The sequence below is a fragment of the Corynebacterium sp. HMSC075D04 genome, assembly GCF_001815635.1.
GTDB classification, from domain to species: domain Bacteria; phylum Actinomycetota; class Actinomycetes; order Mycobacteriales; family Mycobacteriaceae; genus Corynebacterium; species Corynebacterium coyleae.
Window position 1 is genome coordinate 67,593 of record NZ_KV821313.1, and the last position, 9,016, is coordinate 76,608.

Sequence of the window (9,016 nt, forward strand, 5' to 3'; positions counted from 1 at the left end):
GGCCTGCGAAAACTCGGAACTTAATATTCAGCTGAGTGTGCTTGAGCTTCCCGGCCGTCGAGTAGCGTGTCGATCATTTTGTGTGTCAGGCTATCCCAGCGGATGACGTCAGGCGCTGGGGCAGGCAGCGGTCGGCTCACAATGCCAAGCGAGAAGTGCAACTCCAACGGATCAAGGTCTGCGGGACAGAGCTTGGCTCGCTTCGCGGGAGCGAGGAGCCCGTCGTAGATCTCCCGCATTTCCGCAGCACGCTTTTCGGCGGATCCCTGAGCGATAGCCGCAAGCCCTAGGTTGCCGATTGCATGGATGGTGTCGCGCCAAGCCTTTCGCGTATCTACCGTGAATTCGACGGAGTGATCGTCGAGGATCTGAACAATGTCGTTCAAGGTTTGTTCGCTCACGGCGTTATACAGCTCAGTGCGCTCCGGGAAGTGGCGTGTCACGGTTGCCACGCCGACTTTGGCGGCTTTGGCGATGGTACGCATGGACACGTCCGGTCCTTCACTGAGAAGCAACTGTCTGGCTGCGGTGACGATGGCGTATCGGTTGTCGGCGGCGTCGCGTCTCACGTCTGAAAAGATATCAAGTCGAACGTAATGTTTCACTTAATAAGTCGAACACCTTGTTGCATGTACTTTATTTCAGCAGGTAGTCGCACTTCACTATTCCGACTTGAACGCGCGCAGGCGCAGCGAGTTGGACACCACAAATACTGACGAGAAGGCCATCGCAATTCCGGCGAGCATCGGGTCCAAGAAGCCCAGCGCAGCCACCGGAATGAGCAGCACGTTGTAGGCGAACGCCCAGAACAGGTTGCCCTTGATGGTCTTCAACGTTTTGCGCGACAGGCGGATTGCGTCCACGGCGGAACGTAGCGAGGAATGCATCAACGTAATGTCCGACGCTTCAATGGCCACGTCGGTGCCGGCTCCCATCGCCATACCAAGGTCCGCCTGGGCGAGGGCGGCGGCGTCGTTGACACCGTCGCCGATCATGGCCACCCGGTGGCCCGACTCCTGCAGGCGCTTGACCACGTTGACCTTGTCCTCCGGCAGCACGCCAGCGGTGACGTTGGCGGGGTCGATCCCAACCTCAGCCGCTACAGCCTCCGCCGCGCCCTGGTTGTCGCCGGTGAGCAGGTGCGGCGTCATCCCCAGGTCTCGCAGGCGTGCCACAGCATCGCGCGAGTCCTCCTTTACGGTGTCGCGCACAGCAATCACACCGGCCACAGCTCCGTCGACCTCCACGGCGACGGCGGTTGCGCCACGCTGCTCGGCCTCGGCGAACGAATCGGCCAGGGCTCCAAGATTGCCGGTGGGGCGGCCGACGCGGACACGGCGGTCGTCGATACGCGCGGAAGCCCCCTGACCCGGAAGGTTCTCAAAGCCGGTCGACTCAGGCACCTCATCGGCTGCCTCGACGATCGCCTTCGCAATCGGGTGCTCGGAGCCCGCCTCCACGCCGGCTGCCAGGCGAAGCACCTCGTCGGTTTCGTAGCCCGGACCAGGCAGCACCTCAGCCACACCCATCTGACCGGTGGTCACCGTGCCGGTCTTATCCATCACCACCGTGTCCACCTGGCGAGTCGATTCGAGCACCTCCGGGCCCTTAATCAACAACCCCATCTGGGCGCCACGGCCGGTACCGACCAGGATCGCCGTCGGCGTGGCCAGACCAAGCGCGCACGGGCACGCGATGATCAGCACCGCCACCGCAGCCGTGAATGCGTCCTCCACCGCATGGCCCACCAACAAGTGCCCGACCAGCGTGATCAGGGAAACCACAACAACCGTCGGCACAAACACCTGCGAGATCCGGTCCACGAGGCGCTCCACCGGCGCCTTGCCAGCCTGCGCGTCCTTGACTAGCTTCCCCATTTGCGCCAGCGTCGTCTCCGAGCCGACGCGGGTGGCCTCCACCACCAGGCGCCCCGACGTGTTCAGCGTCGCGCCGGTGACCGCCGAGCCCTCGCTGACCTCGACCGGGACGGACTCGCCGGTCAGCATGGATTCGTCGATAGCTGAATGCCCCGAGATCACACGCCCATCCGTAGCCACCTTCTCACCAGGGCGAACCACAAAATGATCCCCCACAACCACCTGCGAGATCGGCACCCGCACCTCTTTATCCCCGCGGATCACCGCCGCATCCTTCGCGCCCATGCTCAGCAGTTCGCGCAGCGCTTCCGAGGACTGCCCCTTCGCGCGCGTCTCAAACCACCTACCCAAGAGCAAGAACGTGATCACGACACACGCGGTCTCCAGGTACACCGGCTCCCCCGGGCCACCAACAAACAGCGCCCAAATCGACCACAGGTACGCCGCCGACGTGCCCAGCGTGATCAGCGTGTCCATCGTCATCGCGCCGTGCTTCAGATTCACCCACGTCGCACGGTGGAACACACTGCCCGCAGAGAAAAACACCAGCGTCGTGGCCGCCAGCGCCGCAAACTCCCAATTCGGGAACTGCAGCCCGTGGATCATGCTCACCAGCATCACCGGAAGCGACACCAGCGCCGACCAAATCGTCGTGCGCTTTAAATACTCCGCTTCATTGTCGCGCGCCTCATCGAGCGCATTGCTTGTCGACGACCCCCCGTCCCCACCAGTTTCCCCACCCGTTTCGTCACTTAACTCGAAGGCGTCGTAGCCGGCGGCGCGGACTTCGTCGATAAGCAACTGCGTCGACGTCGACGACGGATCAAACGAAACAGTCGCGGTCTCCGTGGAGTAATTCACCGACGCATCCACGCCGTCGAGCTTGTTTAACTTGCGCTGAATACGCGAAGAGCACGACGAACAGGTCATCCCCGTTACGCCGAGCTCAATATGTTGCAACGCCACAGGAGGTTGAGTCATGGCCCCATCATATACCCGTGACGAAATCCCCCGTTTAGGCCAGCTTGTAGCCCGCTTCCTCAACTGCAGCAGCAATATCCGCGTCGGAGTAGCCCTCGCCCTCCACGACAACATTGCCGGACTTGTGGTCAGCCTTCACGGCGGTGACGCCAGCGATCTCGCCGACCTCCTCCTGCACACTCAACTCACAATGCCCACAGGTCATGCCCTCAACCTGGAATGTACGCTCAGCCATCGCAGCCTCCTCAAACGGTGTTATAGGTCAAAAATGTAAATCGTAGCCCGCGTTCACCGCCGCCAACCGGACATCCTCATCGGTGAACAAGAACCCGACAACCGTCAGGACCCCATCCTCCATATTGATGTCCACCTCATGCGCGCCCTCCACCATCGAAAGTTCATCTGCAAGTGAAGCAACAGCAACTTCATCATCAGGACCAGAAATCTTGTAGGTCTTGGTCATGACTGGTGAGCGCCTCCTTAAAGCGGCCCAACACGGGTTGGAATACGACAAAACTCATCGCGTTGTACTTTGCACAACGTCCAAGAGAATAACCTAACGCAACAAGGAGCGAAACGTTGAGCACCGTTGATGTAACTGAGGACACGTTTGAGCAAACCGTCACAAAGGACGGCATCGTCTTTGTCGACGCGTGGGCATCCTGGTGCGGCCCCTGCCGCCAGTTCGCCCCCACCTTTGAAAAGGCATCCGAGACCCACACCGACGTAACCTTTGCCAAGCTCGACACCGAGGCGAATCAGCAGCTCGCCGCCGCCCTGGAAATCCAGGCAATCCCGACACTTATGGCTTTCCGCGACGGCATCATGATCTGGCAGCAGGCAGGCGCCCTTCCGCCCGCCGCCTTCGAGGACGTGATTAACCAGGTCAAGGCCCTCGATATGGACGAGGTTCGCCGCCAGATCGCAGCGCAAAACCCCGAGGAAAACTAGGCCTCATCGCCTAAGCGCCCGCCTGCCGGGCGCTTTTTCATGCGTACACTTGCCTATCGATGAAAACCCCACCACACATCACCGAAAGGACCCAACCATGGCAAACCCATTTACCAAGGGCTGGAAGTACCTTATGCAATCCTTCGACACCAAGATCGACGAGAACGCCGACCCGAAGGTGCAAATCCAACAAGCCGTCGACGCCGCTAAGAAGCAGCACCAGGAAATCACCCAGCAGGCCGCCAACATCATTGGTAACCGCAACCAGCTGCAGATGAAGCTTGACCGTCTGATCAAGTCCCAAGACGACCTACAGACCAAGGCCCGCACCGCCCTCCAGGCTGCCGACAAGGCCACCGCCGCTGGCGACACCGAAAAGGCCCAACAGTTCAACTCCACCGCCGAGGTCATCGCCACCCAACTGGTGTCCGTCGAGCAGGAACTTGAGCAAACCAAGCAGTCCTACGCCTCCGCCGACCACGCCGCCAAGGAAGCACAGCAAAAGCAGAAGCAGTCCGAGGCCCGCCTGCAGGAGCAACTGGCCCAGGTTTCCCAACTCGAGTCCCAGCTCAACCAGGCCAAGATGCAGGAGCACACGGCCCGCACCATGGACACGATGAACCAGTTCAATACTGACGACGTGCCCACCCTCGACGGCGTACGCGACAAAACCGAACGGCGCTACGCCAACGCACTTGGCCAGCAGGAGTTGATGAAGGACTCCATGAACGATCGCATCGCCGAAATCGAGTCCGGCTCTTCCGATGCGGCCGCCTCCAACCGTCTCGCCGAGATCCGTGCCTCCATGGGCGGCGAGCTCGAGGCCGGGTCGGGTGCTTCTGCTTCCGCAGCCGACCGCCAGATCGAGACCGGCTCCGAGGGGAACGCTGCCGATTCTGCCGAGACTGCCGACACTGGCGTTGCCGACGACACCATCGCCGACGCCGAGGCCTACCTCCGCGAAGCCGAGTCGGATGCTGACGCTAAGGCTGATGCCGACACTGACGCCGAGACCGACTCTGGCGCCGAGCGCTAGGCCTTTCCTGACACATTTCGCCGGAATCTGTCAGCCGTCGGCATCGCGCCTGGTCAGAAATCCGGCCTGACAAATTTTGCAATATTTGTCAGTGCCAGGGGCAGCCGCAAAATAGTTCCCGGGTTCACACTGAATCCGGGAACTATTTTGTCCGACCACGGGTGTCTAGAACTGCCGACCTGGGAAAATGTCGCCCTGAAGGCGCCGGAAACCGAAGAAAGTTCCCGCGCGGGGAACTATTTCGAGAAAGGGGGGCAGACGGGGAGGCGCCGGAAGCAGAAGAGAAGCGCAGGGCAAGCAACGCAAAAACGGGGCCGCAAGGTGGTTGGCGGCCCCGGTGTCGTCGTAAAGCGACTAGTTGCGACGGATGTTGATCAGGACACCGCGGATGCCGGAGTGGAACCCGTCGCGAAGATTGACGCGCTGGGTTTCGCTCAGCGTGTACTCGTGGAGGGTTTCGCAGGCGAACTGCAGCAGTGGCCTGTCGATCTCCGGTGGCAGACCGCCACCCGACAGCAGATGTGCGCTGTCGCGCTGCTCCATGGTGGCGGCGTTTTCAAACCACCATGACGCGTACTGTTGTCCCACGTCGTAGGGGGTTTGGAAGCCGGCGGACGTCCACACCTCCTCCGGGAGCGGGACGTAGCGGGAGCGAAGCTTGCGGCGCGGCGCCATCATCGACGGCTTCGGTGCCGGCTTCGGTCCCTGCTGCGGCGCGGAATCCTCCGCCTTGGTTGAGTCGGCGGACGAGTCGGTATCCGAAGGGCTTGTCTTTGCGGCCGGCGTCGGCGCCGGAGTGGCAGCCGGGCGTTGTTCGCTGGAGACCTGCTTGTTGCCGGGTTTGTTGGACTCGTTGTTGGCCTCGACCTGTGCCTCGGAAGGCTCGTCGAGTTCCGGCTCGTCGGGTTCGTGCGTGCGCTGCTGGGCAACCGGAGCACCGACAATGTCGGAGGGCTTCGGCGCTGCAGGTGCAGCAGACGAGGCGGGTGCAGCAGGCTTGGCTTCGGTGGCCTCGGCATCAGAGGTCTTGGAGCCCTCCGCCGAACTCTCCGCCGAACCCTGCGACGCATCAGCACCGGCACCCGAACCATCGCCAGCACCCGTCTTCTCTTCCTGTTTCTCTGCTTCGGCGTTGGCGCATTCGGCGCTGAGCGGCTCGGGGCCAAGGCCTGGGACGGAGGTCGGGCCGTCGGCTTCGTCGAGGGGTGCGGCGTCGTTAAGCGGGCGCTCCCGGATGGTCGGCGGCAGGGGGCCTTCGAGGACTTGCAGGCGCATGGCGTTGGAGAAGTCCTCGCGCGGGTCGAGAATGGTGGTGCTGTCGCATGCGTGGCGCAGTGCGGAGGACATGGAGTCCCACCCGAATCCGTAGAGGTGTACGCGGGTGCCGGTGCGGGTGACTTCTTCGACGCCGGGGATCATGTCTGCGTCGCCGGAGACGAGGACGAAGTCGGTGAATTTTTCGCTCAGGCCGTTGACCACGAGGTCGGCGACGAGGCGGGTGTCAACGCCTTTTTGGGTGCGTCGTTCGCCCCATTCGATGAGTTGGCCGGTGCGGAGTTGCACGCCGTCGCAGGTGCGCAGTGCGCGTTGGTAGCGGTGGGGCCCGGAGTCGGGGATGCCGTCGTACCAGAGTTGCCTATGGATGGGTTGGTTGAGTTGGTCGGTGATCATGTTCCCGAGGGTGTTGACTACCTCGGGGAGGTCGATTTCTAGTTGGGCTCTTGCGCCGATTTCCCACGAATTGTAAAAGCTCGCGAGCAGGTAAGACGTGTCGACGAACACCAGTGTGCGTTCAAGCATGGCTCCTAAATTCCGATTCTTTTCGTTGCTAAGTTGATTTTCACGGCCCATCTTGCCTGATTTTGCGCGGGTTCTCCATGTTCTTTTTCTGTTTTTTGGTTGCACTCCACCTGAACCCGTGTTAGTTAGTTGGTTACTCGAGTAACTAACCAATGAGGCGAATGGAGGCGTCGTGAATACTGATGCGGAGCCGTTATTCGTGCAGATCGCCAGTTTCGTGGAGGACCTCATCGTCGACGGCTCCCTCAAGCCCGGCGATCAGGCCCCTTCGACGAATCAGTTGGCGCAGTTCCACGAAATCAACCCCGCCACTGCGCGCAAGGGGCTGACGCTGCTTGTGAGCGACAACGTGTTGGAAAAGCGCCGCGGCCTCGGCATGTTCGTCACCGACGGCGCCCGCGAGCGCATCCTGGCCACTCGCCGCGAGGCGTTTGCGGGCCAGTACATCGCACCGCTTATCGACGAAGCCGTCCACCTCGGCTACTCCCGCGCCGACCTCCACGACCTCATCGACCGCGTCGCAGAAAGTAGAGGACTGTACCGATGACAATCCACACCGCTGGCCTCACGCATCGCTTCGGCAGCACGCACGTGCTCAACGGCGTCGACCTGGACCTCGGCCCCGGTATCCACGGCTTGCTCGGCCGCAACGGCGTGGGCAAATCCACCCTGCTGCGCATCCTCGCCGGCCAACTCAAACCCACCGGCGGCACCGTTGAGGTCTTCGGGCAGCGCCCCTTCGACAACGCCCGGGTGATGGACAACACGTGCCTGACCGGCGTCGATACCGCCTACCCCGGCTGGTGGTCCGCCGCCGACGTGATCAAGGGCGCGCGCCTGCGCTTCCGCACGTGGAACCAAACCGTCGCAGATCAACTCATCGCCGACTTCGCTCTCGACCCCGCCCTGGGCACCCGTTACGAGAAACTCTCTCGCGGGCAGCGCGCCATGGTTTCCATCGTCATCGGGTTAGCCTCCAACACCGAGCTTTTGCTTCTCGACGAGCCCTACGTCGGCCTCGACACCCACAACACCGACGTGTTCTACCGCCACCTGTTGGCGCAGGCGGACTCGAAGCGTACGATCGTCATGGCCACACACCACATCGAAGACGCCGCGAAAGTGCTGGACAGTGCGGTGATTCTGGGGCGTGATGGGGTCGTCGCAAAGCAATGTGTTCCGGAGGATGCGGACGCGTTCGCTGTTGCTGGCCCCGAGCTTATTCCTCTCGACGACGCCCCGCGCCATGCCCGCGCCGCCAAGTTCGACGACCTCATCGAGCACGTGTTGGAGGTGTCGTAATGAACACCACGCTTCTCGGATTCTTTCGCCACCAGTTTGTCGCCTCGCCGCTGAAGCGGCTGCTGTGGATGGTGCCGTTGATCGCCGTCATGGCGTTTGGACCGTTTGTTGTGGATAGTGCGCTTTCTGCCGCATTCCTCCCCAGCATGGTCACGGTGCTTGTACTTGTCGCGTTGCAGCAGGAGGAGACTGCCTATACCGCGTTCGGTGTGCCGCGCTCGCGCGCTGTGAAACTTGCGGCCTTTGGGGTGGTGCCGGCGGTGTTGTGCGGGGTTGGCGTGGCGCTGGCGGCGCGGCCCGACTGGGTTGGGCTGCTCGGCGCGCTCTTTGCGGTGGTCGCTGGCCTGCTGATAGGCACGCGCTACGTCGAGGCGACCAACGACGAGGATCGGCGCGCGGTGCGTGGCCGAATCGGCCGGGGAGGGTTCATCTTCGAGGTGGTTTTCAAGCCACAACTGTTGTGGGCAGCAGGTATCGCGGTTGCGCATAGCCTTTTGCTCTACCTTGCCGGAGTGGTGAGCAGCGAGCCTCTCGCCCAGTTCCTCGTGAGCCTGCCAATCCTCGTCTGGGCCATGGTCTATTGCAGCAACGGCACAGGCATCCTCGGCGCAACGGCAATGACGAGTTTCGGCGTTCCCCGGCGCCGCTGGCTGGTCCTGTATTGGGGTGCCGCCCTGGCATCGGTTGCGCTCTATATGGCGGTGTTGCTGCTGGTCGCGCCAATCGGTCTGAGGGCGATTCTTGCTCTGGGGGCAGCGGGCCTCGCCAGTGCTGTGCTCGGCGCACCGCTGAAGGTGTGGCGCACAGACGTTGGTCTCATCCCTGCGATGTTCCTGTTCTTCGCGGTCAAAGACACATTGCTTATCGACGATCCCCACCCCGCCCAAGTCGCATACGCGCTGGCCATCGCGGGTTTGATGTTCTTGATCGGCCTGGTTTTGCAGGCGTTGTTCGTTTTTGGCGTGATTAACCCAAAACAAGGATTTAAAGACGCTTAGAAAACACGCTCTACGCTGGCGATTTGTGTTGTTGTTTGGGTGTGTGTAACTTAATCCCAGTCAGCGAGACC

10 protein-coding genes are annotated in these 9,016 nt (G+C 61.9%); 5 read left to right on the top strand and 5 right to left on the bottom strand.

Annotated features, from left to right (window positions below; genetic code table 11):
* Positions 1-20: 20 nt before the first annotated feature.
* The 4 genes from HMPREF3048_RS03120 to HMPREF3048_RS03135 all read right to left on the bottom strand — a co-directional run bounded on the left by HMPREF3048_RS03120 (position 21) and on the right by HMPREF3048_RS03135 (position 3,321).
* Positions 21-569, bottom strand: a complete 549-nt coding sequence (locus HMPREF3048_RS03120; protein ID WP_168167333.1) for a TetR/AcrR family transcriptional regulator — start codon at positions 567-569, stop codon at positions 21-23.
* Between the two features lie 93 nt (positions 570-662).
* On the bottom strand, positions 663-2,858 hold the full coding sequence (locus HMPREF3048_RS03125; RefSeq protein ID WP_070771160.1) for a heavy metal translocating P-type ATPase: 2,196 nt from the start codon (positions 2,856-2,858) through the stop codon (positions 663-665).
* A gap of 34 nt (positions 2,859-2,892) precedes the next feature.
* Entirely contained in the window at positions 2,893-3,093 is a 201-nt protein-coding gene (locus HMPREF3048_RS03130; RefSeq protein ID WP_070771161.1) for a heavy-metal-associated domain-containing protein, read from the bottom strand.
* A 27-nt stretch (positions 3,094-3,120) separates the two neighbouring features.
* Entirely contained in the window at positions 3,121-3,321 is a 201-nt protein-coding gene (locus tag HMPREF3048_RS03135; RefSeq protein WP_070771162.1) for a hypothetical protein, read from the bottom strand.
* Positions 3,322-3,437: 116 nt separating this feature from the next.
* On the opposite strand from HMPREF3048_RS03135, the gene trxA reads away from it, so the two are divergent.
* Both trxA and HMPREF3048_RS03145 read left to right on the top strand, forming a co-directional pair.
* On the top strand, positions 3,438-3,809 hold the full coding sequence (trxA, locus tag HMPREF3048_RS03140) for a thioredoxin (protein ID WP_070614169.1): 372 nt from the start codon (positions 3,438-3,440) through the stop codon (positions 3,807-3,809).
* Between the two features lie 97 nt (positions 3,810-3,906).
* Positions 3,907-4,845 (top strand): PspA/IM30 family protein, encoded by a 939-nt coding sequence (locus HMPREF3048_RS03145; RefSeq protein WP_070771163.1) that lies wholly within the window; start codon positions 3,907-3,909, stop codon positions 4,843-4,845.
* A gap of 354 nt (positions 4,846-5,199) precedes the next feature.
* Here HMPREF3048_RS03145 and HMPREF3048_RS03150 read toward each other — a convergent pair whose 3' ends face one another.
* The gene (locus tag HMPREF3048_RS03150; RefSeq protein WP_070771164.1) at positions 5,200-6,645 is read right to left on the bottom strand and encodes an NYN domain-containing protein; all 1,446 of its coding nucleotides are present in this window, start codon (positions 6,643-6,645) and stop codon (positions 5,200-5,202) included.
* 172 nt (positions 6,646-6,817) lie between these two features.
* Here HMPREF3048_RS03150 and HMPREF3048_RS03155 point away from each other — a divergent pair, with 172 nt between their 5' ends.
* From HMPREF3048_RS03155 to HMPREF3048_RS03165, 3 genes are read left to right on the top strand one after another with little or no spacing between them, the layout of a single operon-like run.
* A complete protein-coding gene (locus HMPREF3048_RS03155) occupies positions 6,818-7,192 on the top strand; it encodes a GntR family transcriptional regulator (RefSeq protein ID WP_070422035.1) in 375 nt (124 codons plus the stop codon).
* A complete protein-coding gene (locus tag HMPREF3048_RS03160; protein WP_070422034.1) occupies positions 7,189-7,947 on the top strand; it encodes an ATP-binding cassette domain-containing protein in 759 nt (252 codons plus the stop codon). Before HMPREF3048_RS03155 ends, HMPREF3048_RS03160 begins: the two co-directional genes overlap by 4 nt.
* Complete coding sequence (locus HMPREF3048_RS03165) at positions 7,947-8,945, top strand: hypothetical protein (RefSeq protein ID WP_070771165.1); 999 nt, start codon at positions 7,947-7,949, stop codon at positions 8,943-8,945. The genes HMPREF3048_RS03160 and HMPREF3048_RS03165 overlap by 1 nt, the downstream gene beginning before the upstream one ends.
* The last annotated feature ends 71 nt before the right edge of the window (positions 8,946-9,016 follow it).

Bases quoted from the DNA above. Each gene is read 5' to 3' on its own strand.
- HMPREF3048_RS03145 (WP_070771163.1), top strand. From the start codon at position 3,907: ATGGCAAACCCATTTACCAAGGGCTGGAAGTACCTTATGCAATCCTTC.
- HMPREF3048_RS03160 (WP_070422034.1), top strand. From the start codon at position 7,189: ATGACAATCCACACCGCTGGCCTCACGCATCGCTTCGGCAGCACGCAC.
- HMPREF3048_RS03150 (WP_070771164.1), bottom strand. From the start codon at position 6,645: ATGCTTGAACGCACACTGGTGTTCGTCGACACGTCTTACCTGCTCGCG.
- HMPREF3048_RS03135 (WP_070771162.1), bottom strand. From the start codon at position 3,321: ATGACCAAGACCTACAAGATTTCTGGTCCTGATGATGAAGTTGCTGTT.
- HMPREF3048_RS03125 (WP_070771160.1), bottom strand. From the start codon at position 2,858: ATGACTCAACCTCCTGTGGCGTTGCAACATATTGAGCTCGGCGTAACG.
- HMPREF3048_RS03165 (WP_070771165.1), top strand. From the start codon at position 7,947: ATGAACACCACGCTTCTCGGATTCTTTCGCCACCAGTTTGTCGCCTCG.
- HMPREF3048_RS03130 (WP_070771161.1), bottom strand. From the start codon at position 3,093: ATGGCTGAGCGTACATTCCAGGTTGAGGGCATGACCTGTGGGCATTGT.